The sequence below is a fragment of the Janthinobacterium sp. BCJ23 genome (assembly GCF_059617945.1).
Map to the genome: position 1 here is coordinate 290,325 of NZ_JCAQAW010000006.1, position 25,757 is coordinate 316,081.

A 25,757-nucleotide genomic window follows, 5' to 3' on the forward strand; every position below is an offset into this window, starting at 1 on the left:
AAAGAGACACTACATGGACATGAGCGTATTTGACCTGTTTAAAATCGGCATCGGGCCGTCGAGTTCCCACACGGTGGGACCGATGGTGGCGGCGCGGCGTTTTCTGGTCGAATACGGTCCGCTGGACCAGGTAGTGGGCGCCGAGGCGGCCCTGTATGGCTCGCTGGCGCTGACGGGCGTGGGCCATGCGACGGACAAGGCTGTCATTCTTGGCTTGATGGGCGAAACGCCGCAGGACGTGGCACCCGATGAAGTCGACAGCAAGCTGGCCGCCATCGAGGCGGCCGGCGAGATCGCCTTGCTGGGCACGCACGTGGTGCCATTCACGGCCGCCACGGGCCTCGTCTGGCACAAGAGCGAATCGCTGCCAGAACACCCGAACGGCATGCGTTTCACCCTGAAACTGGCGGATGGCAGCCGTGTCGACAAGGTGTATTACTCGATCGGCGGCGGTTTTATCCGCGAGGCCGAGGAAGTTCAAACTGCGGCGCATGCCGAAGCGGCCGTGGAATCGGCCGCCAGCGCGCGAGTCGTCTTCCCCTTCGACACCATGGAGCAGTTGCTGGCGCATGGCGTCGAAAGCGGCTTGTCGATCCCTGAAATGCTGCGCGCGAACGAGTGCGTCAAGCGCAGCGACGAGGAATTGAACGCGGGCCTGGACCGCATCTGGCACGTCATGCGCGACTGTATCGCGCACGGCCTGGAAACGACTGGCAACCTGCCGGGCGGCTTGAACGTGAAGCGCCGCGCCGCGAAATTGTGGCGCTTGGCGCAGGAGGCGAAAGCGTCCGACAACCGCGCCAACGACTTGCCGCACGACGCCGTACACCTGGTCAGCCTGTACGCGATGGCCGTCAACGAGGAAAACGCGGCCGGCGGCAGGGTCGTGACGGCGCCGACCAACGGCGCGGCCGGCATCATCCCGGCCGTGTTGCGCTACTACGCGCAGGATTGCCGCCCCAGCGACCCGGTGGGCGGCGTGCGCCGCTTCATGCTGACGGCTGCGGCCATCGGCATGCTGTGCAAGCGCAATGCCTCGATCTCGGGCGCCGAAGTGGGGTGCCAGGGCGAAGTGGGCGTGGCGTGCGCCATGGCGGCGGCCGGCCTGGTGGCAGCCCTGGGCGGCACGAACGAGCAGATCGAAAACGCGGCCGAAATCGGCATCGAACACCACCTGGGCATGACGTGCGACCCCATCGGCGGTCTGGTGCAGATCCCGTGCATCGAGCGCAACGGCATGGGCGCCGTGAAAGCCATCACGGCCGCCTCGCTGGCGCTGAAGGGCGACGGCACGCATTTCGTCAGCCTCGACGAAGTCATCGAAACCATGCGCCAGACGGGCGCGGACATGCAGGACAAGTACAAGGAAACGTCGCTGGGCGGGCTGGCCGTGCATGTGATTACCGTCAATCACGCTGCCTGTTGATGCCCTGATGGTGTTGTCGGATTACGCGCTCACGCGCTAATCCGACCTACGGTGAGTGGCAATGTCGCAGGTCGGCGTTGGTGGGCGTTGGTGGGCGTAGGTCGGCGTAGGTCGGCGTAGGTCGGCTTAGCGCAAAGCGCGTAAGCCGACACCACCACAGTAGTCTCCCGATAAACTCACTCCTCCTCAAACAACTGCTCCAGCCTCCTCGGGTAGTTATTCAAGAAATCGCGCGTCACGGCATAGTGTTCCGTGTCTTCATACGCCACTTCGTGGATGCCGCCGCCCGTAAACATCAAAATCTTCGCGTTCGGGTAGGCGAGTAGAATCGGCGAATGGGTGGCGATGATCAGCTGCGAGTCGTCCTGCACCAACTGGTGGATCACGGACAATGCCGCCATCTGGCGGCTCGGCGACAGGGCCGCCTCGGGTTCGTCCAGCAGATACAAACCCTTGCCCCGCAGCTTGTTGATCAGGGTCGCCATGAACGCTTCGCCGTGCGACTGCGCGTGCAGCGACTTGCCGCCGTAGCTGCCCAGGTATTCGGGCATCTCGTCCATGTAAGTGGCGACGTTGAAAAAGCTCTCGGCGCGCAGGAAATAGCTGTCCTCGGGCTTTTTGTAGCTCTTGCTCAGGCGCAGATGCGCATGCAAGCCCGATTCCTCGTCCGACGGCAGGGCGATGCGCACGTTGCGCGTGCCGCCATCCTTGCCGAAGCCCAGCCCCACGGCCAGCGCTTCGAGCATGGTCGACTTGCCGCTGCCATTTTCGCCCACGAAAAACGTCACGTCGCGGTGGAAGTCCATGTGAACGAAGTCGCGGATGGCGGGAATGGTGAACGGATAGTGATCGAGGTCGACGACGGCGTCGGAGCGCAGCGCGGCGCTTTGCAGATACGGTTTTTTACTCAGCGACATGGCCGGTTCTCGACTCCAATATTGATCATGGCAAGGGATACTCAGCACAGTGTGACGTAAATTGCCGGCGCGCGCCAGTGCGTACGCCAGCCATGTTCGCCTGGCTTGATCTCATGCAATTATGGCTTGTTTGATAATGGGCAGGCGCTCCAATTGTCACATCTTGATCAGGCGGGCGCCACGCGATTCGCCTTGGACGGCGGCTGGCACTATAATATCCGCTGCCATTCATGATCAACCGCACTCAGCTCAACTGGACTCTTCAAATTTATGCACTACGTGTCTACCCGCGCTGATAAAGCGCCATCGAATCAGCAGCAATTCTCCGACATCCTCCTGGGCGGCCTGGCCCCCGATGGCGGACTGTATCTCCCAGAACACTACCCGCAAGTCACTGGTGCCGAGCTCAACGCCTGGCGCACATTGTCGTATGCCGACCTGGCCTACGAAATCCTGAAGAAGTTCGCCACCGATATCCCGGCCGCGGACCTGAAGGCACTGACGGCGAAAACCTATACCAAGGCAGTCTACAAGAACGCCCGCGCCGGCGAAAACGCGGCCGACATCACGCCGCTGCGCGTGCTCGAAGAAAATGCCGTCAAGGGCGGCCAGACCACCTTGATGCTGCAGGCGCTGTCGAATGGCCCGACCCTGGCCTTCAAGGACATGGCCATGCAGCTGCTGGGCAATCTGTTTGAATACACCCTGGCCAAGACGGGCGCCGAACTCAATATCTTCGGCGCCACGTCGGGCGACACGGGCAGCGCGGCCGAATACGCGATGCGCGGCAAGAAGGGCATCCGCGTCTTCATGCTGTCGCCGCACAAGAAAATGAGCGCCTTCCAGACGGCGCAGATGTTCAGCCTGCAAGACCCGAATATTGTCAACATCGCCGTCGAAGGCGTGTTCGACGATTGCCAGGATATGGTGAAAGCCGTGTCGAACGACTTGCCGTTCAAGGCCAAGCAGAAGATCGGCACCGTCAACTCCATCAACTGGGCGCGAGTCGTGGCGCAGGTCGTCTACTACTTCCGCGGCTACCTGGCGGCCACCACCAGCAACGAGCAAAAAGTGTCGTTCACGGTGCCGTCGGGCAACTTTGGCAATATCTGCGCCGGCCATATCGCCCGCATGATGGGCTTGCCGATCTCGAAACTGGTGGCGGCGACGAATGAAAACGACGTGCTCGACGAATTCTTCCGCACAGGCGTGTACCGCGTGCGCAAGTCGGCCGAAACGTACCACACGAGCAGCCCGTCGATGGATATCTCGAAAGCGTCGAACTTCGAGCGCTTCGTCTACGACCTCGTGGGCCGCGACAGCGACCGCGTGCGTGCCCTGTTTACGAAAGTGGAAACGCATGGCGGCTTCGACTTGTCCGGCAAGCCTGGCAGCGATGGCGACGAATTCAAGCTCGTGGCCAAATATGGCTTCAAGTCGGGCAAGTCCACGCACCAGGACCGCCTCGACACCATCCGCGACGTGGCCGACGACTACGGCATCACCATCGACACGCACACGGCCGACGGCATCAAGGTGGCGCGCGAGCACCTGGAACCGAACGTGCCGATGATCGTGCTGGAAACGGCGCTGGCGGCCAAGTTCAACGAAACCATCCTCGAAGCGCTGGGCGTGGACGCGGAACGGCCAGCCGGCTTCGAGAACATCGAAGACTTGCCGCAAAAGTTCGTCGTGATGGATGCCGATGTCGAGAAAATGAAGGCGTATATCGCCGCCAATACGGGCTTGTGATGACAGACGCCAGCACTGTACGCAAACCGATGCTGTCGGTGGCCGAGGCGCAAGCCTTCATGCTGGGCGCGGCGCGCCCGGTGGCCGACGTGGAGCTGGTAGACACCATGCGCGCCAACGGCCGCGTGCTGGCGGCCGCGCAAACGTCGACCCTGAACGTGCCCGAGCGCGACAACACGCAGATGGATGGCTACGCCGTGCGCGCCAGTGACTGCGCCAGCGGCGCGGCCAGCTTGCCCGTGTCGCAGCGCATCGCGGCCGGCCACGTGGGCCAGCCCTTGCAACCGGGGACGGCGGCGCGCATCTTCACGGGCGCCCTGATTCCGGACGGCGCCGACTGCGTCGTCATGCAGGAGCAGTGCACGGTGGCGGATGGCGTGGTGACGGTCAACCACGTGCCGGCAGCGGGCGAATGGGTACGCCGCCAGGGCGAGGATATCCGCGCCGGCGGCGACATCCTCGGCGCCGGCCGGCGCTTGCGCAGCCAGGAAATGGGCCTGGCCGCCTCGGTGGGCTTGGCGCAGCTGCCCGTGCTGCGCAAACTGCGCGTGGCCGTATTTTTCACCGGCGACGAGCTGGCCATGCCCGGCGAACCCCTGGCGCCTGGTGCCGTCTACAACTCGAACCGTTTTACCTTGCGCGGCTTGCTGGAAAACCTGGGCTGCGAGATCACGGACCTGGGCATTGTGCCCGACAGTCTGGAAGCGACCAAGGCCGTGCTGCGCCAGGCGGCCCAGGGCAATGATCTGATCATCACCTCGGGCGGCGTGTCCGTGGGCGAGGAAGACCATATCAAGCCGGCCGTGGAAGCGGAAGGGCGCTTGAACATGTGGCAGATCGCCGTCAAGCCGGGCAAGCCGCTGGCGTTTGGCGAAGTGCGGGAGGCGTTCTTTGTCGGCTTGCCCGGTAATCCCGTGTCGAGCTTTGTCACGTTTTTGCTGTTCGTGCGCCCGTTTATTTTGCGCCTGCAAGGCGTGGCGGGGAACCTGGCGCCGCGCAGCTACAAGCTGCCGGCCGCGTTCGAACGCCTGAAGGCGGACAAGCGCAACGAGTTCTTGCGCGCCAAAATCAATGACGAGGGCGAGCTGGAACTGTTCGCCAACCAGAGTTCGGGCGTGCTGACGTCCACCGTGTGGGGCGACGGCTTGATCGATTGCCCGCCGGGACTGTCGATTGCGCGCGGCGACATGCTGCGTTTTATCCCGTTTAACGAATTGCTGTACTGAGGAAGCATCGATGAAGATCAATCTGAGATTTTTTGCCAGCGTGCGCGAGCTGGTGGGCACCGGTCATGAAGTGCTGGAAGTAGCCGAGCCGCTGACGGTGGGCGCGGTGAGAGCGCTGCTGATCGCCCGCGGCGGCAACTGGGAGTATGCGCTGGCGCAGGGCCGCGCGCTGCGCATGGCCCACAACCAGGTGATGTGCGATGCCGACACCGTGATCGGTGACGGCGACGAGGTGGCGTTTTTCCCGCCCGTGACGGGCGGTTAAGAATACTGACTCAAGAAAATGGCCGCTGATGCGGCCATTTTTTATCGCGACTTGGTTTTTGGTTTGTCCCCGCTGCACGTGGCGCAGGCGACGGCTTTCCGGTAGCGCCAGTATTTCGAGCCTATGAAGATGGCCGAGGCCACCAGCGACCAGGCCAGCGCGCTGAGGATATCGGCCTGGCTGGGCGTGCCCTTGCTGTACTCGACTACCGTCAGGATGATGAATAAAATCGAACTGGCCAGCAAATAGCGGGAAATCCAGAATCCTGCGCCCATGTGTTTCTCCTCTTGTCGTCTCGTTGTCTCGTGAAGTCAAAGCCGATCGTTGCGGCATGTCCGCGCAGTATGCATCATTTTTCGGCATTCTTGCCATCCACCGGCCTTATCTCGACTAAAATGCCGGGGTTTTCACCGTCTTCCAGCTTGCCATGACCAACTCCAGTTCCCCTCCGTTTCACATCGCCGTCATCGGCGGCGGCCCCGCCGGCCTGATGGCCGCCCAGGCGGCGTCCGGCCTGGGCGCCAAGGTGGAACTGTTTGACGCCATGCCGTCCGTCGGCCGCAAGTTCCTGCTGGCGGGGCGCGGCGGCATGAACATCACGCATGCGGAAGGCTACCAGCCCTTCGTCTCGCGCTACGGCAGGCAGGCGCACCGGGTGAAGCCTGCGCTGGACCAGTTCGGCCCGCAAAAGGTGCGTGACTGGGTGCACAGCCTGGGCGTGGAAACCTTTGTCGGTTCCTCGAACCGCGTCTTCCCGACGGACATGAAGGCGGCGCCCCTGCTGCGCGCCTGGCTGCACCGCCTGCGTGAAGCGGGCGTGCTATTTCACATGCGCCACCGCTGGACGGGCTGGCGCGACGGGCAACTGGCGTTTGCCACGCCGGACGGCGAACGCCTGCACTTCTTCGATGCCGTGATCCTGGCACTCGGTGGCGGCAGCTGGGCGCGGCTCGGTTCCGATGGCGCCTGGGTGCCGCTGCTGCAAGGGCAGGGCGTGGCCGTGGAAGCGCTGGCGCCGGCCAATTGCGGCTTCGACGTGGACTGGAGCGCGCATTTCAGCAGCCGCCATGCGGGCGAACCGCTGACGACCGTGGCCATCACGGCGCATGACATCGACGGCTTGCGGATCAAGCGCCAGGGGCAGTTCGTCATCACGGCGGGGGGCGTGGAAGGCAGCCTGATTTATGCGCTGTCGGCCGCGCTGCGCGAGCAGATCGCACGCGACGGCAGCGCCACCATCTGGCTCGACCTGGCGCCCGACCACAGCCATGAACGCGTGTTCGAGGAAGTGACGCGCCCCCGTGGCGCCCGTTCCATGTCCAGCCACCTGAATAGCCGCCTGGGCATCAAGGGCGTGAAATCGGGCTTGCTGCGCGAATGCCTGAGCGCGGCCGACTTTGCCGACGAAGCGAAGCTGGCTGCCGCCATCAAGCTGCTGCCCGTGACACTCGTACGCCCGCGTCCCATCGATGAAGCCATCAGCAGCGCCGGCGGCGTGGTGTTCGACGGCATCGACGGCAGCATGCTGCGCGCCATGCCGGGCGTCTTCGTGGCGGGGGAAATGCTGGACTGGGAAGCGCCGACGGGCGGCTACCTGCTGACGGCCTGCCTGGCGCAAGGCAAGGCGGCCGGCGAGCAGGCCGTCAGCTGGCTGGAAGAGAAGGTCAATGCCAAGTGATATCGCCTGAGCCGCTCTTCTGAGTCTCGCGCTGGCGCGGGTTGCCGTGGACGTGAATGTCGCCGCTGCCGCGCAGGGTCAGGTTGGCGGCGTCGCGCACGAAGACGGTGCTCGTGCCCGAGCCTTGCAGGCTGACGCTGGCCTTGTCTGCGGCCAGGTGCTCGGCATCGATATCGCCTGATCCGCTCAGGTCGGCACGGAGGAATTTCGTGTTGCCGCTGGCGGCGATGCGCCCGGAGCCCACCATTTCCAGCACCACGCTGTCGCTGTTGCCAGCGTTGATGTCGAGGTCGCCACTGCCGTTGACCGTCGCTTGCACCTGCTTGTAGCGTCCCGTGAAGCTGACGTCGCCCGACCCCGTCAATTCCAGGATAAAACTGTCGCCGGAAAATCCCGTGATCTTGCTGTCGCCATTGCCGTGTACTTCCACGCGCACGAGGGCTGGCAGCACCAGTTCCACCTGCAGCGGCTGGCGATGGTGGAACAGCATGCCTTTCGGGCCGATATGCAGGGTCGTGCCATCGGCCGTCGTGTCGACGTTCGACAGCAAACGCTGCTCGCCGCTCACTTTCAGCGATGGCGTGGCGCCGCGGCGCAGCACCAGGTCGATGGGACCGGCCAGGTCGATGCTGTTGATATTGGCGGCAACCGGGCGCGTTTCGCTGCGCACGGCGCGGCCGGCGGCGCTGCTGGGATTGCTGATGCCCTTGGCGCGCAGCGCCGCATACGACATGGCGATCAGGACCATGGCCAGCAAGAGCATGGACAGGCCAACTTTGAGCAAGCGTTTCATGGCAGCCTTTCTAGTGACCTTTGAGCAGAGAAACATTCATGGCGACATAGCGTTTGATACCGATCAAGGTATAGCGCGTGACCACCAGACTGAGCAGGAAGATGGCGATGCCGCCGAGCAGCATGCCCACGCCGAAGACGGTTTGCGTGGTGCGCGCATCGCGGTCCATGTCGGTGGAGATGCGGATGCCGCCACCGGCCAGCGCTTCGGCCCGCTCAATCACGCGCGAGGAAGCGCCCGGCGCCTCGGGCTCGGACTCGGCTTTGACGGGGCCGGGCAGGTGATCGACTTCGATACCCGCGTCGCCGATGGTGATGCGCGTTTCGCGCCGTTCGCCGCCTTCGCCGCCGTCATCGTCATGGATGAAGACGTGGCGCAGCGGGCCGTCGAGCACCAGTTCGTTGGCGCCGGACAAGCCGCTGGCCGTGATAGCGATGCCGGCCAAGTAAAAGCTCAGGCCGGCGGCATACAGGGCGGCCAGCAGGGCCGCGTACACGGCGGCAGGCACGACCATGAACAGGTTGAAGATGGCCAGGCCCACGAGCGAGACGAGCAGGCGCAGCAGGTTGACGGGCGTTTTCTTTTGCTCGAAAGCCTGGCGGTGGGTGCTGCTGCGCAAGGTGAGGGCGATTTTTTTCGGGTCGCCCAGGTCGTCGGCGATTTCCCGCTCGCTGCGGCCGGCCGCGGCGCCTTCGATAAAGGTCTGTTCGTAATAATCGAGGGTCTTGGCCACCAGATCCGGTGGCAAGCCTTCCAGCGCGCGCCGCAGTGCGTCGAGATAATCTTGCTTGTTCATCATATTCTTCCTGTCAGTCCGCTTTGCCGCTTCAGCCCATGGCCGGCAGCAGCATGCTTGCCTGGCTCAGCAGCAATGGCGCATGGGATGCCTGCTGTACGCTGACGACGATCAAGGTGGCCAGCGCCACACAAGCGAGCAGCGCCACGGCTTTCAAGCTGTTTTTCAAGTGCAAGGTGGTGTGCATGGTATTCCCTGTGGCATGGACGTTGTCGATGATCAGACTGTACCCAAGCGCACGCGAGCGCACCAGCGCGGTGCGACAGACTGCAATTTCGCGGGGGCGAGCGACACCAGGGCAGGATGCACCGTCAAGGCAGTTTTGCCGCCTTGCCCGTGGTCAGCATTCTGGCCGCCGCCATGCCGCTGCGCACGGCCGCCTCGATAGTGGCCGGATAATCTTGCGTCCGGTCATCATTGGCCGTGTAGTCGCCGGCCAGCAGCAAGCCCGGCACGCCGCTGGCGTTGCCTGGGCGGGCCAGGTCCGGCGTGCAGGCAAACGTGGCGCGCTTTTCCGTGATCAGCTGGGTCCAGGCAGGTTGCGCCAGTTCCGGGCGCTGCAGCACCTGCGCCAGCTGCGCCGCGATCGCTTGCGCCAGCGGGCCATGGCCTTGCTCGGCGGCAGCGCTTGACGCGCTGACGACGACGGCCAGCAAGCCAGCCTGCTTGCTGTCGAGCTGGCCCCGGTCAAAGACGAACTGGCCCCAGTGCTGTTGCCCCGGCGTATCGACGAGGGCGTAGAACGGCAAGTCCAGGCGCACCGAGGCGTCGTATTGCAGGTAGCAGGTGCTGATGGCTTCCGGCGTGAAAGCTTGCATGCGGCCAATAGCCTCGTCGAGGCGGGCGTCCTGCAAGCCCTGCAGCAGGCTGGCCGCCTGCACGGACGAGGTGGCGATGATGACGCCGTCGTAGGTGCCGGTCTCATCAAGCTGCCAGCAACCATCGGCCAGCGCCTGCAAGGCGTCGACCTTGGCGCCCGTGCGGACTACACCGCCATGCCGTTCCACATAGCGGGCGGCCGCGTCGGGCAACAGGGTACTCAAATCCGCTTTCGGGATCAGCATGTCGGATGCGCGGCGGCGCGATGCGCCCAGGCTGTCGCGCAGCACGTTGATGAAGACGCGGGCCGAGGCGCGCTCGGGCGGCGTGTTGAGTGCGGCCAGGCATAAGGGATGCCACATCAGCCGGTTCAGGCGCTCCGTCTGGTCGAAGCGCTGCAGCAACTCGCTGACCGTGCAATCGTTATATAGCTGCCAGCCCATCCAGCGCATGGCCGTGGAAAAACGCATCAGGGCCAGCTTGTCGGCACGCAATAAACCTTTGGCACGCAGCAGGGCCCACGCCAGGTGCAGCGGCGCGGGCAGGCGCGGCGCGATGAAATCCATGCCGCCCGAGTCCGCCGGATAGCGCATCTGCAGGGGCAAGGTGAGGATCAGTGCAGCAGGGTCTTGCCCCGCCAGCTTGATCAGGCGCAAGGTTTCCGTGTACGCGCCCAGCAGGATGTGCTGGCCGTTGTCGAGTAGCGTATTTTCTCGCTCGACGCGGCGCGCGCGTCCGCCCAGGGTGCGCGCCGCCTCGAACACGGTCACCGAATGACCGGCGCGCGCCAGCTCCATGGCCGCCGCGCAGCCGGCCCAGCCGGCGCCGATGACGGCGTAGCGTTGCTTCACGGCCTTGTCAGCCACGAACCCAGGTTTTCCAGGCCAGCCACAGTTTGCGGATCGGCGTGAGCGAAATGCGCTGTTTCAGCACGTGGTAGCCGTCGCGCTCGACTTCATTGAGCAGGGTACGGTAGATGGCGGCCATGATCAGCCCCGGGCGCTGGGCGCGGCGGTCCTCGGCAGGCAAGAGCGCAAATGCCTCGTCGTAGGCCTTTTGCGCGCGCGCCACCTGGAAACGCATGAGGTTTTCAAAGTTTTCGCTATGGCGCGCATTCAGCAGGTCGGCCGCCGTCACATTGAATTGCTGCAATTCGCTGATCGGCAAATAGATGCGCCCCTTGCGCGCATCTTCGCCCACGTCGCGGATGATGTTGGTCAGCTGGAAAGCATGGCCGAGCTTTTCCGCGTACAGCAGGGTTTCCGGGCGGGTCGCACCGAAGATGCTGGCCGACAAGATACCGACCACGCTGGCCACATGCCAGCAATAGCGGCTCATGGCCTGGTAATCGAGGTAGCGGGTCTGGTTCAAGTCCATTTCCATGCCGTCAATGATGGCCTGCAAATGTTTTTCTTCCAGTTTATAGATGTCCAGGTGCGGCTGCAGCGCGCGCATCACGGGATGCGTGGGGTTGCCCTCGTACATGGCCTTGACTTCCTTGCGCCACCAGACCAGCTTGGTGCGTGCCACGGCTTCGTCCGTGCATTCGTCGACCGTATCGTCGACTTCGCGGCAGAACGCGTACAGGGCCGTGATGGCCTTGCGGCGCTCGGCCGGCAGGAACAGGAAGCTGTAGTAGAAGCTGGAGCCGCTCTGGGCGGCCTTTTGTTGGCAGTATTCGTCGGGAGACATAGTCAAAAGAGCAAGGGTTGCAGATCGAAGCCGCTATTCTATCGTCTTACAGAGTGGGCGACGGGGGAAAAGCCGTTTTTACTTGTGTCTCTTGATGCAGGCTTTTGCGCGACATGCGCAGGGCGCGCCAGAAAATGATCAGCCAGTCGCGTTTCTCCAGCTTGGGACGGCGCCGGAACACGTCGTAATTGACGGCTTCGATGCACTCGAGAATGCGCAAGCCCCCTTGCACCACCAGGCGCAGTTCCCAGCCGATGCGCCCGCGCAAACGCAGGGCCAGCGGCGCGCCGGACAGCATCAGCGCGCGCGCGCGGGTCACTTCGAAGCGCATCAGGGCGCTCCACTTGCCGTGCGCCTCGGGCCGCTCGAAGGCGGCGGCGGAGACGGCAAAGCGGCTCAAGTCTTCCATCGGCAGGTAGATGCGCTCTTTTTGCTGGTCGATGGCGACGTCTTGCAAGAAATTAATTAGTTGCAAAGCTGAACATATGGCATCGGAATCGCGTACATTCTGTTCATCGGCCGCACCGTACAGGTGCAGCATCAGCAGCCCCACGGGGTTGGCGGAGCGGGCGCAGTAATCGAGCAGGTCGTCGTAGCTCGCGTAGCGCGTCGTTTCCACATCCTGCTTGAAGGCGGACAACAGATCGTAAAACGGCTTCAGCGGCAACTGGTGTTTGGCAATGACGGCGGCCAGGCGTTCGAACATGGCGGCGTTCTCGCCGGCGTGGCCTTCGTGGCGGTCGATGCGGCCCAGCGCCTCTTCATAGGCGTGCAGGGCCACGAGGCGTTCGGCCGGCGTGGCGTCGCCTTCATCGGCCAGGTCGTCGGCGCTGCGGGCGAAGGCATAGATGGCTTCGACGGCGGGCACCAGGCGGCGCGGCAGTAAAAATGATGCAACAGGAAAATTTTCGTAATGGTCTACAGGCATGAACACACTTCTCTAGTCTTGCGTTTGTCCGGCACCACAAATGCTCGAGTGTGGCCGGACGTTGTACGTCTCAAGATTAATGACGCAAAAGTCACTAAAAACTTTTACGCACGATTATAATTAATAACCAGAAAGTCAGTAGGCGAAGAATACTCCCCGTCACGACCAAACTGATATTGTCACAAATTTAAGGATATCGCGTGCGAAAAAGTTTGTCTTGGCCCAAAGGGCAGGCAAAAAGTTTCTCCGCATAAAAATATTGCAGCCCGCATAGTAAAGGAAAATACCTTGTTTGCCCTGAAAACCCTGTGCCGCGAGACCGGCGCATCCGCACTTCCTGCCCTGCGGCTGACTGCCGCCGCGGCCCTCGCGCTGACTCTGGCGGCCTGTTCCAAGCCTGCCGTCAAAGTGGAAGACGTGCGCCCCGTGCGCGCGATCGTGTTGTCGAGCAGTAATGTTGACGTCAGTGCCGAGCTGTCGGGCGAGGTCGTGCCCCGCGTCGTGTCGCAGCTGGGTTTCCGCGTGGGCGGCAAGATCGTCGCGCGCAAGGTCGACGTGGGCGCCAGCGTCAAGAAGGGGCAAGTGCTGATGCAGCTCGATCCCGTCGACTTGCAGCTGTCGCAGGCGCAGGCCAAGGCTTCGCTGGTCAGCGTGGAAACGAGCCGCGACTTGGCGCGCGCGGAATTGAAACGCTACCAGGATTTGCGCGAGAAAAATTTCGTCAGCCAGGCTGTGCTCGATGGCAAGGATGCCACCTACAAGGCGGCCCAGGCGAACGTGGAAGCGGCCCAGGCACTGTACCGTGGCCAGGCCAACCAGTCCGGCTATGCCAGCCTGCTGGCCGACGTCGATGGCGTCGTCACGCGCATCGAGGCCGAAGTGGGGCAGGTGGTGGCGCCCGGCGCGCCCGTCGTGCAAGTGGCCAGGAGCGGCGAGAAGGAAGTCGTGATCGGCATTCCGGAAGACAAAGTGGAAACCTTGCGCGGCGTCAAGGATGTGGTCGTGCGCCTGTGGGCCGATCCGAAGCAGGCGCTGCCGGGCAAGATCCGGGAAGTGTCGCCCGTGGCCGATGCTGCCACGCGCACCTATATCGCCAAGGTCAGCATTCCGGACGCGCCGCAAGTGCGCCTGGGCATGACGGCCGTGGTGCAGTTCGCCTCGCAGACGGCCACGCCGCAGATCAAGGTACCGTTGACGGCCCTGTTCAATGAAAAGTCGCAAAGTTCCGTGTGGGTGGTGGAAAACGGCGCCGTAAAGCTCGTGCCCGTGACGGTGGGCGGCGTGGCCGGTAATGAGTTGCTGCTGGCGTCGGGCGTGAAACCGGGCCAGACGGTGGTCACGGCCGGCGTCAACCTGCTCAAGCCGGGCCAGAAAGTGACCATCCTCGGCGCCGACGTGGCCAGCAAGCCGGCTGCCGCCGCTGCCGCCGTCACCGTGGGTGCGGCCAAATGAAGGGCGGCTTCAATCTGTCGCGCTGGGCGCTCGAACACATCCCGCTGACGCGCTACCTGATGGCCGTGCTGCTGATTGGCGGCATGCTCAGCTATGCCAGCCTGGGCCAGGATGAAGATCCGCCGTTCACCTTCCGCGCCATGGTCTTGCAAGCGTACTGGCCCGGCGCCACCGCCTTGCAGATGGCCGAGCAGGTGACGGACAAGCTGGAAAAGAAACTGCAGGAAACGCCGTACATCGACGAGATCACCAGTTATTCGAAGCCGGGCGAAACCCTGATTTTGCTGGAGTTGCGCGAATCGGCGCCGCCCAAGGAAACGGCGGCCGCCTGGTACCAGGTGCGCAAGAAGATCGGCGACATCCAGGGCACCTTGCCGTCCGGCGTCGTGGGCCCGTTCTTCAATGACGAGTTCGGCGACACGTACGGCTCCATCTTCGCCCTGTCCGGCGACGGTTTTACCTACGCGGAAATGAAGGATTACGCGGACAAGGTGCGCCAGGAGCTGCTGGCCGTGGGGCAGGTATCGAAGGTGGAACTGTTCGGCGTGCAGGATGAAAAGATCAATATCATCTTCTCGCACAAGAAATTTGCCCAGCTGGGCATTCCTTTCGACGCCATCGTGCAGCAACTGTCCGCGCAAAACAGCATCAACGCCACGGGCGTGCTGGTGACGCCGACCGATAATCTGCAAGTACGCGTGACGGGCGCCATGGTGACCGTCAAGGATCTGGAAAACCTGGAACTGCGCGCCAACGGTACCACCTTCCGCCTCGGCGACTTTGCCACGGTGAAACGCGAATTCGTCGATCCGCCGAAGGACAAGATGCGTTTCAATGGCAAGGAAGTGATCGGCCTGGGCGTATCGATGGAAAAGGGCGGCAACATCATCGACATGGGCAAGGCCTTGCAGGCAACGGTCACGCGCATGAAGAGCGAATTGCCTGTCGGCATAGAATTGCAGCGCGTGTCGAACCAGCCGGAAGCCGTGTCCGCCTCCGTGGGCGAATTCGTGCATACCCTGATCGAAGCCATTCTGATCGTGCTGGCCGTCAGCTTCGTTGCGCTGGGCTTGCATACGAAGCCGCTGCGCATCGACGTGCGGCCGGGCCTGGTGGTGGCGCTGACCATCCCGCTGGTGCTGGCCGTCACCTTCCTGTTCATGCGCCTGCTCGACATCGACTTGCACAAGATTTCGCTGGGCGCCCTGATCATCGCGCTGGGCTTGCTGGTCGACGACGCCATCATCGCCGTCGAGATGATGGTGCGCAAGATGGAGGAGGGCATGTCGCGTTTCGACGCGGCCACGTTCGCCTACACGTCGACGGCCATGCCCATGCTGACGGGCACGCTGATCACGGTGGCGGGCTTCTTGCCCATCGGCCTGGCCAAGTCGGCCGCCGGCGAATACACGTTTTCCTTGTTCTCCGTCAATGCGCTGGCCCTGATCATTTCGTGGGTGGTGGCCGTGGTGTTTACGCCGTACATCGGCTACATCTTGCTGAAAGTCAAACCGCACGCGCATAACGACCATGAATTGTTCGATACGCCAAACTTCCGCCGCTTCCGCCGTGCCGTCACCTGGTGCGTGGAATGGCGCAAGACGACGATTGCCGCCACGCTGGCCATCTTTGCGCTCGGGATTTACGGCTTTAACTTTATCGAAAAGCAATTCTTCCCCGATTCCAGCCGTCCCGAACTGATGGTGGAACTGTGGTCGCCCGAAGGCACGACGTTTGCCGCGAATGAAAAGCAGGTGAAGAAATTCGAAGCGTTCGTGGGCAAGCTCGACGGCGTGGAAAGCGTGACCAGCTATGTCGGTACGGGCAGCCCCCGCTTCTATTTGCCGCTGGACCAGATATTCCCGCAGACCAATGTGTCGCAAGTGGTGGTCTTGCCGAAGAGCCTGGCCGACCGTGAACGCTTGCGCCAGCAAATCGTCGACGTCTTCAAGAAGGACTTCCCGGAAGTGCGGGGCCGGGTCAAGCTGTTGCCGAATGGGCCGCCGGTGCCGTATCCCGTGCAATTTCGCGTCATGGGGCCGGAAGTGGCGGGTGTGCGGGCCATCGCCGACCAGGTCAAGGACATCATGCGCGCCAATCCGAACACCTTGGGCGTCAATGACAACTGGAATGAATCGGTGAAAGTGCTGCGCCTGGACCTGGACCAGGACAAGATGCGCGCGCTGGGCGTCACCTCGAAAACGGTGATGCAGGCGGCCAATACGATCCTGTCGGGCACCGTCATCGGCCAGTTCCGCGAGGACAACAAGCTGATCGACATCCAGGTGCGCCAGCCTCTGGAAGAGCGGGCGACGATTTCCGTGTTGAATGACACGAATATCCCGACGGCGACGGGCAAGTCCGTGCCCATTTCGCAGCTGGCCCGTGCGCATTTCGTGTGGGAGCCGGGTGTCGTCTGGCGCGACAAGCGCGCATGGGCCATCACCGTGCAGTCGGACGTGATCGATGGCATCCAGGGCGCGACCGTGTCGACGCAGCTGGCGCCGCAGCTGGACGCCTTGCGCGCCAAGTTGCCGTCCGGCTACCGCATCGTGGTGAAAGGCGTGGCGGCCGACAGCGGCGAGGCGGAAGCGTCGATCTCGGCGAACCTGCCGCTGGCCATCTTCATCATCTTCACCTTGCTGATGTTGCAGCTGCACAGTTTCTCGCGTTCCCTGCTGGTCTTCCTGACGGGGCCGCTGGGTGTGGCGGGCGCCGCCTTTGCCTTGCTGGCGCTGGGCCGGCCACTTGGTTTCGTGGCCAATCTGGGCATCATCGCGCTGTTCGGCATGATCATCCGCAACTCGGTGATCCTCGTCGACCAGATCGAGCAAGACATCAAGGATGGCTCCGCCCCGTGGGACGCCATCATCGATTCGGCCGTGCGCCGCTGCCGCCCCATCGTGCTGACGGCCGCCGCCGCGGCGCTGGCCATGATCCCGCTGTCGCGCTCCGTGTTCTGGGGGCCAATGGCCGTGGCCATCATGGGCGGCCTGATCCTGGCGACGGCCTTGACTTTACTGTTCCTGCCGGCCCTGTATGCGGCCTGGTTCCGGGTCAAGAGGCCAGAGCCGGTGAGCGCAAAAGAAGGCTAGGCGCCAGCGCCAGGGCGCTGGCATAAAAAAGGCGGCATTCCTCTGGGAAATCCAGTAGAATGCCGCCTTTGCTTTACCGAGCGCTTGCTCCGGGCTTGCTCTATAAGTCCACGGTAGCCAGATCGCTCCCGAGTTGTTAAAATCAGGGAAGCAGTTTGTAGCAAGTAGCACACAGTAGTACAAAATGCGGATGTGGTGGAATTGGTAGACACGCTGGTCTTAGAAGCCAGTGCTTCGGCTTGGGAGTTCGAGTCTCCCCATCCGCACCAATCCGGGTTGTGCCAGCCCGGACGTGCAGCACCATCAAGATTTTCTCCAAAGCAGTCAATTAAGCAAGTGCGCCCATCGCGCCCAGTTTCCGGCTCGACTGTTGCACCATCTGCGCAATCAGTGCCTGCGCCTGCGGGTAGCCGTTACTTTCCATTAAATGATCATCTTCAGTCAGCGGCCACAGCGCCTGCAAGACGCGCTGCCGTGCCTGCGGCCAGTTGTGCTCGTGCGCCTGCGTTGAGGGCGGCAATTCTTTGTCCAGCAGGTGCAGCGCCTCGCGCGTCATCGCCAGCTCTTGCTGCGCCTGCGCGGCCAGCGTGTCGCTGCGCGGTGGCGGCTGCCGCGCCAGATAAGTGTCGAGCTTGCGGCTCTGGCGCTCGTACAGGTCGAGCAGCAAATGCACGGTGGCGCCGCCTGGCCGCCGTTGCGTGTCGAGGGCGTCGAGCACATCGAGCAGCCAGTGCGTCATCTGCCGCCCGGCCAGCCCCAGTTCCGGCCAGGTCGTGCTTTGCAACTGTTCGCCCAGGTAGCGGGCGCGGTCGATGGCGCGCCGGCTGCCGCTCATGTGCTGGCCGATGGGGCCGTACTGGGGCGACAGCGCCGCCTCCTGTTGCTCGGCCAGCAGGCACAGCAAGGCCAGGTGGACATACACATGAAAGGCGGCCAGGGTGCGGTGGGCATCCCAATAGTGATTGCCCTCATCATCGGGCGCATTCCATAGCGAGCAGACCTTGGCACCATCCTCGCGCGCATAGTCGGGCGCCAGCAGGCTGTGGCCGTGGCGGAAGTCGTACAGTTTCTGGTGCAGCGACTCGTGCAGCAAGTGCTCGGCCAGCCACCAGGGATTGCCGATCAGTTCCTGGTTCAGGAACACGCTGCCATTGACGCGGAATTGCGAGCTGGACGCCTTGCCGCGCCACGTGCCCAGCTTGGGAAACAGGGCGACCAATTGGACGTGAGAAAGCGCGCTGGCCGTCAGGCGAGGCAGCAAGGTTTCCAGCAAGCCTAGCCCGCGGCGCAGCAAGGCCCGTTCCTGCGGCGTGGGCGTGGCCAGTGGCGCGCCGTAGTTATCGTCCATCACGTCAAGGAAGGCGCGCGCATACGGCGTACCTTCCTGCCAGGCATGCCATAGGTAAGTGCCGTTGTCCTGCGGTGGGCGCTCGCCGTACAGGCGCGCCATGTCGGGCAAGTGCGCCGTCAGCGGGCCGCCGGGCAGGCCCGCGTCCAGATGTGCGCTGGCCGCCTGAAACAATGCCGCGCACTGCGGCAACGGCAAGCCGTACTCGTCACCGAGATGCAACTGGCGCATGGCGTGCTGGACGGCGCAGCGCAGCACCGTGTCGCCCAGCAGCTGGCGCTGGCGCGCCGGTGGCGCCCCCTCAAGCAGGCTGGCCAGCCGCGCGGCCTCGGGCAGGGTGCTGCCCAGCTTATGCAGGCGCCGCCGGTAGGCGATGGCCAGCTGGTCGCGGATATAGCCGCTGTCGCCAAAGGCGCGGTGGGTTGCCAGCGCCGTTTCCACGGCGGCCAGCACGTCCGCATCCGGTGGCGCGGCGCGCACGGTAAGCGCAGCCACTGTCGGATCAGGCGACGGTGGGGTGGTCGTGGTCGTGGTGGCCATCGCCGCGCATGCGCAATTCCATTTCATCGACTTCCGTCTGGATTTTTTGCAGGTCGTCATCGGATACGCCGTCGAGCAGGCGGCTGAGGACCATTTGCAGCTTGGCTTTGGCGTTGCTGGAACTGCCGGATGTGCTGTCGCTCATGATGTTTTCTCCATTAAATTCACTTGGAGAGGGCGCGCGCGACTTAGGTTTGCCTGAAAAATGGCCAAATTGAGGTAAATCAAAGGTTTTTTGCCCGAAATCTTCGCTGTGAGCGCATTTCTTTGTTTCGGACGGGGCGCCAGTTCGCATATACTAATGAACGAAGCAGGCTGGAAAGCCTGTCTCTGGCGAAATAAAGAATGCCGGGGCAAGAGTAAAGACAGGGCACCCCCAGGCTGTGGCGATTCGTTCGCCGCCGCTGGTATCCTCTGTGGCCGGGCTGCAAAGCCAGCCACTTTCCCGAAGTCCTTTGTTATAATGCCACGCTTTACCGAATGATGGCCGGCCCTGCATATACTTAGACGCATGGCTGGACGCTCGGAGCCCTGTCGCAGTACTGGAAGCGGCGGATTGTTTGGTGCCTGGTGCGGGTTTTCCCTCAGCCGGGTAGACCAGGTCCATCGTCCTGTTTTCAGTACTTTTACAGATGAATATGCGAGCGAGTGAAGCTGGACCCATGTCTTGCCGCCAGTGATGGCGCAAGGGGTCGGGTCTTCTTTTCTCGCACCAACAGTGTTTATTTTTTGGACGATTTTTTACATGGCAACTGCAGTCGAAACCTTGGGCAAACTCGAACGTCGTATCACGATCTCCTTCCCGCTGACGGACGTCCGCACGGAAGTTGAGAAGCGCCTGAAAGTGCAAGCCCGTACGGCTAAGGCACCGGGCTTCCGTCCGGGCAAAGTGCCGTTGAAAATGGTCGCAGCACAATACGGCTACCAAATTGAATCGGAAGTGCTGAATGACAAAGTCGGCCGCGCGTTCAACGACGCCGCCAACGAAAACAATCTGCGCGTGGCCGGTTTCCCGAACATCGTGCCGAAAGAAGAAGCAGCCGAAGGCCAGCTGGCTTTCGACGCAACGTTCGAAGTGTATCCGGAAGTCGCTATCGGCGACCTGACGGCCGTTGAAATCGAAACCGTGCAAGCCGACGTGTCGGAAGCCGAAATCGACAAGACCATCGACATCCTGCGCAAGCAGCGCGTGCACTTCCACACCAAGGGCGAAGCTGGCGAACACGGCGACGGCGGCGAAGCTGTCGCTGCCAACGGCGACCGCGTGACCGTCGACTTCGTCGGCTCGATCGACGGTGTTGAATTCCCAGGCGGCAAAGCTGAAGGCTACGCTTTCGTGCTGGGCGAAGGCCGCATGCTGCCAGAATTCGAAGCAGCGACCCTGGGCCTGAAAGTTGGCGAAGCCAAGACGTTCCCATTGTCGTTCCCAGAGGACTACCATGGCAAGGACGTTGCCGGCAAAACCGCATCGTTCACCATCACCCTGCAAAAGCTGGAATGGGCGCACCTGCCGGAAGTCGATGCCGAATTCGCCAAGTCCCTGGGCGTTGCCGATGGCGACCTGGCCAAAATGCGCGAAGACATCAAAGTCAACCTGCAACGCGAAGTCGCTGGCCGCGTGAAAGCACGCAACAAGGAAGCCGTCATGGACGCGCTGATCAAAGTTGCTGAGCTGGAAGTGCCAAAAACGCTGATCGCTCAGGATTCCGAGCGCCTGGCCGAAATGACCCGTCAAGACATGGCGCAGCGTGGCATGAACGTCAAGGACGTGCCTTTCCCAGCAGAACTGTTCGCAGAAAAAGCCGAGCGTCGCGTACGCCTGGGCCTGATCCTGTCGCAACTGGTGGGCGACAACAACCTGCAGGCAACGCCTGAGCAAGTCAAAGCGCAAATCGAAGATTTCGCTCAAAGCTACGAGGATCCACGCGAAGTGCTGAAGTACTACTACAGCGATCGTCGTCGTCTGGGTGAGATCGAAGCCCTTGTATTGGAAGAAAACGTCGTCACTTACGTGTTGGGCCTGTCGAAAGTCACGACGAAAGCAGTTGCTTTCGACGAACTGATGGGAAGCAACGCACAAGCGTAAACCAGTTGGTATTGGGATGCCGGCTCTTGCCGAAAGGCGAGGGCGGTATCCCCTAACTGCTTCACAAGGAAATGAAATGACAGGTATGAACCGTAATCCGGCGCTGGACACAGAGATGCTCGGCCTGGTGCCGATGGTGGTGGAACAAAGCGGTCGCGGCGAGCGCTCGTATGATATTTACTCGCGCCTGCTGAAGGAACGCTTGATTTTCATGGTCGGCCCGGTCAATGACCAGATGGCCAACCTGGTTGTCGCCCAGCTGCTGTTCCTGGAAAGCGAAAATCCGGAAAAGGAAATCTCGCTCTACATCAACTCGCCAGGTGGTTCGGTCTCGGCCGGCATGGCCATCTACGACACCATGCAGTTCATCAAGCCGGACGTCTCGACCCTGTGCACGGGCATGGCTGCTTCGATGGGCGCTTTCCTGCTGGCCGCTGGCGCCAAGGGCAAGCGTTTCTCGCTGCCGAACTCGCGCATCATGATTCACCAGCCGTCCGGTGGTTCGCAGGGCATGGCGTCCGATATCGAGATCCAGGCGAAGGAAATCCTTTACCTGCGCACCCGCTTGAACGGCATCATGGCCGAGCGCACGGGCCAGTCGATCGAACAGATCGCCAAGGACACCGACCGCGACCGTTTCATGTCCGCCGACGAGGCCGTTGAGTATGGTTTGATCGACAAAGTGTTGACCAGCCGCGCTTGATGAGCCCCTACCGGTATTGCTAAGTACGTAAGTAAACGCCCGGGCGATCAAACGTTCGGGCGTTTCGCTTTTATTTCGGGTAGCATGGAGCTTGTGCACGTTGTTGACTTGCGCCATGGGTAGCGGCCTTTGCGGGCGGCAACCATCATCCGGCTTGCGATTTTGCAATATTGTTAATGCAGTTCCAACCAAAATGCCTTATGTCAGACAAAAAATCCTCTAGCGGCGAAAAATTACTGTATTGCTCGTTCTGCGGCAAAAGCCAGCACGAGGTGAAGAAACTCATCGCCGGCCCGTCCGTATTCATTTGCGACGAGTGCATCGACCTGTGCAACGACATCATTCGTGATGAAACGTCGAGCATCGAGACGGTGACCGGTACCAAATCCGACCTGCCGACGCCGCAAGAAATTGCCGCCTTGCTCGATCAGTACGTGATCGGCCAGCAGACTGCCAAGCGCATCCTGTCGGTGGCGGTGTACAACCATTACAAGCGCCTCAAGCACCTGGGCAAGAAAGACGACATCGAACTGGCCAAGAGCAACATCTTGCTGGTCGGTCCTACCGGCTCGGGCAAGACCCTGCTGGCACAGACCCTGGCGCGCATGCTCAATGTGCCGTTCGTGATCGCCGATGCCACCACCCTGACCGAAGCCGGTTATGTGGGTGAGGACGTGGAAAACATCATCCAGAAGCTGCTGCAAAGCTGCAACTATGACGTCGAGAAAGCCCAGCGCGGCATCGTCTACATCGATGAGATCGACAAGATTTCGCGCAAGTCCGACAATCCGTCCATCACGCGCGACGTGTCGGGCGAGGGCGTGCAGCAGGCGCTGTTGAAATTGATCGAAGGCACGATGGCGTCCGTGCCGCCACAAGGCGGCCGCAAGCATCCGAACCAGGATTTCGTGCAGATCGACACGACCAACATCATGTTCATCTGCGGTGGCGCCTTTGACGGCCTGTCGAAAGTGATCGCCAACCGCTCCGAAAAGAGCGGCATCGGCTTCTCGGCCACGGTGCGCAGCAAGTCGCAAAGCTCGGCCAGCGAACTGATGCTGCAAGCGGAACCGGAAGACCTGGTCAAGTTCGGCCTGATTCCGGAACTGGTCGGCCGTCTGCCCGTCATCGCCACCCTGGCGGAATTGACGGAAGAGGCGCTGATCCAGATCCTCGTCGAGCCGAAGAATGCGCTGATCAAGCAGTATTCGAAGCTGCTCGACATGGAAGGCGCGGAACTGGAGATTCGTCCGGCCGCCCTGCATGCGATCGCCAAGAAAGCACTGGCACGCAAGACCGGTGCCCGTGGCTTGCGTTCCATCCTGGAACATGCTTTGCTGGACGTCATGTACGAACTGCCGAGCGAACAAAATGTGGTGAAGGTCGTCATCGACGAAAATACCATCACCAGTGGCGCCAAACCTTTGTTGATTTATCAAGAGACTGCCAAGGCCTCCGGAGAAAATTGATTACTGCTGAGACAAATGCATAAAAAGGGTTTTGATTCCTTAATGCATGGCAGTACAATTTAAATCAATGAGTGCAGGCTTCAATCGGAAAGCCACTCGCGGCGCTTAGCTGCGCGTGGCTTTTTTACTGTGAAAACTGCATTTATTACCGTCATGCGGGTGTGTTTTGCGAAATAGACAGAAAAATGTTTGTTTCACAGAATTATTTATTCTCGCCGGTCTTGTGTTTTGGCAGCGAGCGCCAACATCGTAAACACGCTTTCTATAAGGTACGCCATGACAACTTCCAAATTAACTGAGCAAACTCAACTGCCGTTATTGCCGTTGCGGGATGTCGTCGTTTTCCCGCATATGGTGATACCGCTGTTCGTTGGCCGTCCAAAGTCGATCAAGGCGCTGGAAGCTGCGATGGAGCAGGGCAAGAGCATCATGCTTGCCGCTCAAAAAGCAGCCGCGAAGGACGAGCCTTCTCCTTCGGATATCTATGAAATTGGCTGCGTCGCCAATATTCTGCAAATGCTGAAGCTGCCCGATGGCACGGTCAAGGTGCTGGTCGAAGGCGCGCAGCGTGCCCGTATCAACCATATCAGCGATGCGCCGACGCACTTCATCGCCGACCTGACGCCGCTCGAGTCCGAGCCGGGCGACGAGTCGGAAGTCGAAGCCATGCGCCGCGCGATCGTGCAGCAGTTCGACCAGTACGTCAAACTGAACAAAAAGATCCCGCCGGAAATCCTGGCATCGTTGTCGGGCATCGACGATGCCGGCCGCCTGGCCGACACGGTGGCCGCGCATTTGCCGCTGAAACTTGAGCAAAAACAAGTCATCCTGGAAATTTTCAGCGTGGCCAAGCGCCTCGAGCACCTGCTGGGCCAGCTCGAAGGCGAGCTCGACATCCTGCAAGTGGAAAAGCGTATCCGCGGCCGCGTGAAGCGCCAGATGGAAAAGTCGCAGCGCGAGTACTACCTGAACGAGCAAGTCAAGGCGATCCAGAAAGAACTGGGCGAGGGCGAAGATGGCGCCGACCTCGACGAACTGGAGAAAAAAGTCGCTTCGGCCAAAATGCCGAAGGAAGCGCTCGACAAGGCCACCAACGAGCTGAAAAAACTCAAGCTGATGTCGCCGATGTCGGCCGAAGCCACCGTCGTGCGCAACTACATCGACACCCTCGTCAACTTGCCTTGGAAAAAGAAATCCAAGGTCAATAACGATCTGTCGAATGCGGAAAAAGTGCTCGAAGGCGACCACTACGGCCTCGACAAGGTCAAGGAACGCATCCTGGAATACCTCGCGGTGCAACAGCGCGTCGACAAGCTCAAAGCCCCGATCCTGTGCTTCGTCGGTCCTCCTGGCGTCGGTAAAACCTCGCTGGGCCAGTCCATCGCCCGCGCGACGAACCGCAAGTTCGTGCGCATGGCCCTGGGCGGCGTGCGCGACGAAGCCGAGATCCGCGGCCACCGCCGCACCTACATCGGCTCGATGCCGGGCAAGATCCTGCAATCGCTGTCGAAAGTCGGCGTGCGCAATCCTTTGTTCCTGCTCGATGAAGTCGACAAGATGGGTGCCGATTTCCGTGGCGATCCATCGTCGGCCCTGCTGGAAGTGCTCGATCCGGAACAGAACCACACGTTCTCCGACCATTACATCGAAGTCGATTTCGACTTGTCCGACGTGATGTTCGTGGCCACGTCGAACTCGTACAACATTCCGCCAGCCTTGCTTGACCGCATGGAAGTGATCCGTCTGTCCGGTTACACGGAAGACGAAAAGACCAGCATCGCGCAGCGTTATCTGCTGCCGAAGCAGATCAAGAACAATGGCTTGAAGGAAGAGGAAATCTCGGTGGCGGAGTCGGCCTTGCGCGACATCATCCGCTACTACACGCGGGAAGCCGGTGTGCGTTCGCTTGAGCGTGAAGTGTCGAAGATCTGCCGCAAGGTGGTCAAGATGCTGCTGCTGAAGAAATCCGACAAGAAAGTCATCGTCAACTCGAAGAACCTGGACAAGTTCCTCGGTGTGCGCCGCTATGATTTCGGTGTCGCAGAGAAAGAAAACCAGGTGGGCCAGGTGGTCGGTCTCGCATGGACGGAAGTGGGCGGCGATCTGCTGACCATCGAAGCCGTGTCGATGCCGGGCAAGGGCGGCGTGATCCGCACGGGCACCCTGGGCGACGTCATGAAAGAGTCGATCGAGGCAGCCCGCACGGTGGTGCGCAGCCGGGCACAGCGCCTGGGCATCAAGGCCGACGTGTTCGAGAAGAGCGATATCCACATCCACGTGCCGGAAGGCGCGACACCGAAGGACGGTCCTTCGGCTGGCGCGGCCATGACGGTGGCGATGGTGTCGGTCTTCACGGGCATCCCTGTGCGCGCCGACGTGGCGATGACGGGCGAGATCACCTTGCGCGGCGAAGTGTTGCCGATCGGCGGCCTGAAAGAAAAGCTGCTGGCGGCCCATCGCGGCGGCATCAAGACGGTCCTGATTCCCGAGCAGAACGTGAAAGACCTGGCCGACATTCCGGACAACGTCAAGAACAAGCTCGAGATCGTACCGGTGCGCTGGATCGACAAAGTGCTGGAAATCGCCCTCGAACGCATGCCTGAAGCGTTGGCGGATGTCGCTGCGGTGGAGGCTGTCACGGCCGCCGCGGCCAAGCCTGACGCGGCCGGCGAGGTAGTAAAACACTAACGTTTTACCCCTGTTTTCCCCAAACAAGCGCTTTTAGAGCGCTTGTTTTATATTGAAACGTGAATTGCGCCCCCAAAGCGCTTG

The 25,757-nt window shown here is 61.7% G+C and carries 21 protein-coding genes and 1 tRNA gene; 12 read left to right on the forward strand and 10 right to left on the reverse strand.

Features of this window, described 5'->3' with window-relative positions; translation table 11 throughout:
- The first annotated feature begins 13 nt into the window (after positions 1-13).
- The gene (locus tag AC54AG_RS20025) at positions 14-1,426 is read left to right on the forward strand and encodes an L-serine ammonia-lyase (protein WP_072453750.1); all 1,413 of its coding nucleotides are present in this window, start codon (positions 14-16) and stop codon (positions 1,424-1,426) included.
- Between the two features lie 176 nt (positions 1,427-1,602).
- Here the strand turns inward: AC54AG_RS20025 and AC54AG_RS20030 are convergent, their stop codons facing one another.
- Complete coding sequence (locus AC54AG_RS20030; RefSeq protein ID WP_070301880.1) at positions 1,603-2,343, reverse strand: AAA family ATPase; 741 nt, start codon at positions 2,341-2,343, stop codon at positions 1,603-1,605.
- A 270-nt stretch (positions 2,344-2,613) separates the two neighbouring features.
- Between AC54AG_RS20030 and thrC the strand changes: the two genes are divergently transcribed.
- Genes thrC through moaD form a run of 3 tightly spaced genes read left to right on the forward strand, consistent with a single transcriptional unit; the run spans position 2,614 to position 5,586 of the window.
- The gene (gene thrC, locus AC54AG_RS20035; RefSeq protein ID WP_496631417.1) at positions 2,614-4,095 is read left to right on the forward strand and encodes a threonine synthase; all 1,482 of its coding nucleotides are present in this window, start codon (positions 2,614-2,616) and stop codon (positions 4,093-4,095) included.
- Positions 4,095-5,321: a molybdopterin molybdotransferase MoeA gene (locus AC54AG_RS20040; RefSeq protein WP_496631418.1), complete on the forward strand. Its 1,227-nt coding sequence runs from the start codon at positions 4,095-4,097 to the stop codon at positions 5,319-5,321. Before thrC ends, AC54AG_RS20040 begins: the two co-directional genes overlap by 1 nt.
- A 10-nt stretch (positions 5,322-5,331) precedes the next feature.
- Positions 5,332-5,586: a molybdopterin converting factor subunit 1 gene (moaD, locus tag AC54AG_RS20045; RefSeq protein ID WP_072453747.1), complete on the forward strand. Its 255-nt coding sequence runs from the start codon at positions 5,332-5,334 to the stop codon at positions 5,584-5,586.
- A gap of 41 nt (positions 5,587-5,627) precedes the next feature.
- Here the strand turns inward: moaD and AC54AG_RS20050 are convergent, their stop codons facing one another.
- Complete coding sequence (locus AC54AG_RS20050; RefSeq protein WP_034751041.1) at positions 5,628-5,861, reverse strand: hypothetical protein; 234 nt, start codon at positions 5,859-5,861, stop codon at positions 5,628-5,630.
- A 152-nt stretch (positions 5,862-6,013) separates the two neighbouring features.
- Between AC54AG_RS20050 and AC54AG_RS20055 the strand changes: the two genes are divergently transcribed.
- Entirely contained in the window at positions 6,014-7,264 is a 1,251-nt protein-coding gene (locus tag AC54AG_RS20055; RefSeq protein ID WP_496631419.1) for a TIGR03862 family flavoprotein, read from the forward strand.
- Here AC54AG_RS20055 and AC54AG_RS20060 read toward each other — a convergent pair.
- The 6 genes from AC54AG_RS20060 to hpnC all read right to left on the reverse strand — a co-directional run bounded on the left by AC54AG_RS20060 (position 7,251) and on the right by hpnC (position 12,292).
- Positions 7,251-8,057 carry a head GIN domain-containing protein gene (locus AC54AG_RS20060; protein WP_496631420.1) on the reverse strand — a complete coding sequence of 269 codons (807 nt, stop codon included), beginning with the start codon at positions 8,055-8,057 and terminating at the stop codon, positions 7,251-7,253. The two genes, AC54AG_RS20055 and AC54AG_RS20060, sit on opposite strands and share 14 nt — an antisense overlap.
- Positions 8,058-8,067: 10 nt before the next feature.
- Complete coding sequence (locus AC54AG_RS20065) at positions 8,068-8,856, reverse strand: DUF1700 domain-containing protein (RefSeq protein ID WP_496631421.1); 789 nt, start codon at positions 8,854-8,856, stop codon at positions 8,068-8,070.
- A 28-nt stretch (positions 8,857-8,884) separates the two neighbouring features.
- Positions 8,885-9,040: a hypothetical protein gene (locus AC54AG_RS20070; RefSeq protein WP_161781480.1), complete on the reverse strand. Its 156-nt coding sequence runs from the start codon at positions 9,038-9,040 to the stop codon at positions 8,885-8,887.
- 124 nt (positions 9,041-9,164) lie between these two features.
- Positions 9,165-10,538 (reverse strand): hydroxysqualene dehydroxylase HpnE, encoded by a 1,374-nt coding sequence (hpnE, locus tag AC54AG_RS20075; RefSeq protein WP_496631422.1) that lies wholly within the window; start codon positions 10,536-10,538, stop codon positions 9,165-9,167.
- On the reverse strand, positions 10,531-11,364 hold the full coding sequence (gene hpnD, locus AC54AG_RS20080) for a presqualene diphosphate synthase HpnD (RefSeq protein ID WP_139092815.1): 834 nt from the start codon (positions 11,362-11,364) through the stop codon (positions 10,531-10,533). The genes hpnE and hpnD overlap by 8 nt, the downstream gene beginning before the upstream one ends.
- A 46-nt stretch (positions 11,365-11,410) precedes the next feature.
- A complete protein-coding gene (gene hpnC, locus AC54AG_RS20085; RefSeq protein ID WP_034751023.1) occupies positions 11,411-12,292 on the reverse strand; it encodes a squalene synthase HpnC in 882 nt (293 codons plus the stop codon).
- Positions 12,293-12,580: 288 nt separating this feature from the next.
- Between hpnC and AC54AG_RS20090 the strand changes: the two genes are divergently transcribed.
- The 3 genes from AC54AG_RS20090 to AC54AG_RS20100 all read left to right on the forward strand — a co-directional run bounded on the left by AC54AG_RS20090 (position 12,581) and on the right by AC54AG_RS20100 (position 17,108).
- Positions 12,581-13,744, forward strand: coding sequence for an efflux RND transporter periplasmic adaptor subunit (locus AC54AG_RS20090; protein WP_496631423.1), 1,164 nt, complete (start codon positions 12,581-12,583; stop codon positions 13,742-13,744).
- On the forward strand, positions 13,741-16,839 hold the full coding sequence (locus AC54AG_RS20095; RefSeq protein WP_070301861.1) for an efflux RND transporter permease subunit: 3,099 nt from the start codon (positions 13,741-13,743) through the stop codon (positions 16,837-16,839). The genes AC54AG_RS20090 and AC54AG_RS20095 overlap by 4 nt, the downstream gene beginning before the upstream one ends.
- A gap of 186 nt (positions 16,840-17,025) precedes the next feature.
- Positions 17,026-17,108: transfer RNA gene (locus tag AC54AG_RS20100), tRNA-Leu, on the forward strand.
- 59 nt (positions 17,109-17,167) lie between these two features.
- Here the strand turns inward: AC54AG_RS20100 and AC54AG_RS20105 are convergent.
- Positions 17,168-18,727 (reverse strand): hypothetical protein, encoded by a 1,560-nt coding sequence (locus AC54AG_RS20105; RefSeq protein WP_496631424.1) that lies wholly within the window; start codon positions 18,725-18,727, stop codon positions 17,168-17,170.
- Entirely contained in the window at positions 18,690-18,872 is a 183-nt protein-coding gene (locus AC54AG_RS20110) for a hypothetical protein (protein ID WP_034751016.1), read from the reverse strand. The genes AC54AG_RS20105 and AC54AG_RS20110 overlap by 38 nt, the downstream gene beginning before the upstream one ends.
- A 600-nt stretch (positions 18,873-19,472) precedes the next feature.
- On the opposite strand from AC54AG_RS20110, the gene tig reads away from it, so the two are divergent.
- The 4 genes from tig to lon all read left to right on the forward strand — a co-directional run bounded on the left by tig (position 19,473) and on the right by lon (position 25,673).
- Positions 19,473-20,813, forward strand: coding sequence for a trigger factor (gene tig / locus AC54AG_RS20115; protein ID WP_034751396.1), 1,341 nt, complete (start codon positions 19,473-19,475; stop codon positions 20,811-20,813).
- 85 nt (positions 20,814-20,898) lie between these two features.
- Entirely contained in the window at positions 20,899-21,516 is a 618-nt protein-coding gene (gene clpP / locus AC54AG_RS20120; protein WP_374106865.1) for an ATP-dependent Clp endopeptidase proteolytic subunit ClpP, read from the forward strand.
- Between the two features lie 200 nt (positions 21,517-21,716).
- Positions 21,717-22,985 (forward strand): ATP-dependent Clp protease ATP-binding subunit ClpX, encoded by a 1,269-nt coding sequence (clpX, locus tag AC54AG_RS20125; protein WP_034751010.1) that lies wholly within the window; start codon positions 21,717-21,719, stop codon positions 22,983-22,985.
- Positions 22,986-23,261: 276 nt separating this feature from the next.
- Positions 23,262-25,673, forward strand: coding sequence for an endopeptidase La (gene lon, locus AC54AG_RS20130; RefSeq protein WP_086138046.1), 2,412 nt, complete (start codon positions 23,262-23,264; stop codon positions 25,671-25,673).
- Positions 25,674-25,757: the final 84 nt, after the last annotated feature.

Coding starts and splice junctions, on each gene's coding strand:
- AC54AG_RS20030 (WP_070301880.1), bottom strand. CDS start 2,343: ATGTCGCTGAGTAAAAAACCGTATCTGCAAAGCGCCGCGCTGCGCTCC.
- hpnD (WP_139092815.1), bottom strand. CDS start 11,364: ATGTCTCCCGACGAATACTGCCAACAAAAGGCCGCCCAGAGCGGCTCC.
- AC54AG_RS20070 (WP_161781480.1), bottom strand. CDS start 9,040: ATGCACACCACCTTGCACTTGAAAAACAGCTTGAAAGCCGTGGCGCTG.
- AC54AG_RS20095 (WP_070301861.1), top strand. CDS start 13,741: ATGAAGGGCGGCTTCAATCTGTCGCGCTGGGCGCTCGAACACATCCCG.
- hpnC (WP_034751023.1), bottom strand. CDS start 12,292: ATGCCTGTAGACCATTACGAAAATTTTCCTGTTGCATCATTTTTACTG.
- lon (WP_086138046.1), top strand. CDS start 23,262: ATGACAACTTCCAAATTAACTGAGCAAACTCAACTGCCGTTATTGCCG.
- AC54AG_RS20065 (WP_496631421.1), bottom strand. CDS start 8,856: ATGATGAACAAGCAAGATTATCTCGACGCACTGCGGCGCGCGCTGGAA.
- thrC (WP_496631417.1), top strand. CDS start 2,614: ATGCACTACGTGTCTACCCGCGCTGATAAAGCGCCATCGAATCAGCAG.
- AC54AG_RS20105 (WP_496631424.1), bottom strand. CDS start 18,727: ATGGCCACCACGACCACGACCACCCCACCGTCGCCTGATCCGACAGTG.
- clpP (WP_374106865.1), top strand. CDS start 20,899: ATGAACCGTAATCCGGCGCTGGACACAGAGATGCTCGGCCTGGTGCCG.
- AC54AG_RS20055 (WP_496631419.1), top strand. CDS start 6,014: ATGACCAACTCCAGTTCCCCTCCGTTTCACATCGCCGTCATCGGCGGC.
- AC54AG_RS20110 (WP_034751016.1), bottom strand. CDS start 18,872: ATGAGCGACAGCACATCCGGCAGTTCCAGCAACGCCAAAGCCAAGCTG.
- AC54AG_RS20025 (WP_072453750.1), top strand. CDS start 14: ATGGACATGAGCGTATTTGACCTGTTTAAAATCGGCATCGGGCCGTCG.
- moaD (WP_072453747.1), top strand. CDS start 5,332: ATGAAGATCAATCTGAGATTTTTTGCCAGCGTGCGCGAGCTGGTGGGC.
- tig (WP_034751396.1), top strand. CDS start 19,473: ATGGCAACTGCAGTCGAAACCTTGGGCAAACTCGAACGTCGTATCACG.
- AC54AG_RS20060 (WP_496631420.1), bottom strand. CDS start 8,057: ATGAAACGCTTGCTCAAAGTTGGCCTGTCCATGCTCTTGCTGGCCATG.
- clpX (WP_034751010.1), top strand. CDS start 21,717: ATGTCAGACAAAAAATCCTCTAGCGGCGAAAAATTACTGTATTGCTCG.
- AC54AG_RS20050 (WP_034751041.1), bottom strand. CDS start 5,861: ATGGGCGCAGGATTCTGGATTTCCCGCTATTTGCTGGCCAGTTCGATT.
- AC54AG_RS20040 (WP_496631418.1), top strand. CDS start 4,095: ATGACAGACGCCAGCACTGTACGCAAACCGATGCTGTCGGTGGCCGAG.